1 pseudogene is annotated in these 368 nt (G+C 55.7%); it reads left to right on the forward strand.

Annotated features, from left to right (window positions below):
* Positions 1–204: pseudogene (locus RCF13_RS26270) on the forward strand (hypothetical protein); the annotation flags it as partial.
* Between the last annotated feature and the right edge of the window lie 164 nt (positions 205–368).

A 368-nucleotide genomic window follows, 5' to 3' on the forward strand; every position in this document is an offset into this window, starting at 1 on the left:
TGGGGGAAGGCCCCAACAACCCACAAAAAAAATACCGGACCCCCCCCCCCCCCAAAAAAAAAAAACACACAACCCCCCCCCACCCAAGCCAACAATATGAAAAAAACAAAAACAAAAAAAACAAAACCAAAAAATCACAACAGCCAACCACCAACAAAAAAAAAAACACAAAAACCCCCCCCCCCACCAGCCCCCGCCACCTGAACACCAACCACCCCACAAACCCCCCCCCACACCCCCAAATGATTGGGGAGGGCGGGCCCCACCCAAAAAAAAAAAAAAACCCACCCCCCCCCCCCGCGGGGGGCAGCGCGGGGTATAGCACCCACCCACCACCCCCCCCCCCCAAAAAGAACACCAAGCGGTGG

The organism is Stenotrophomonas maltophilia group sp. RNC7 (assembly GCF_030910085.1).
GTDB classification, from domain to species: domain Bacteria; phylum Pseudomonadota; class Gammaproteobacteria; order Xanthomonadales; family Xanthomonadaceae; genus Stenotrophomonas; species Stenotrophomonas sepilia.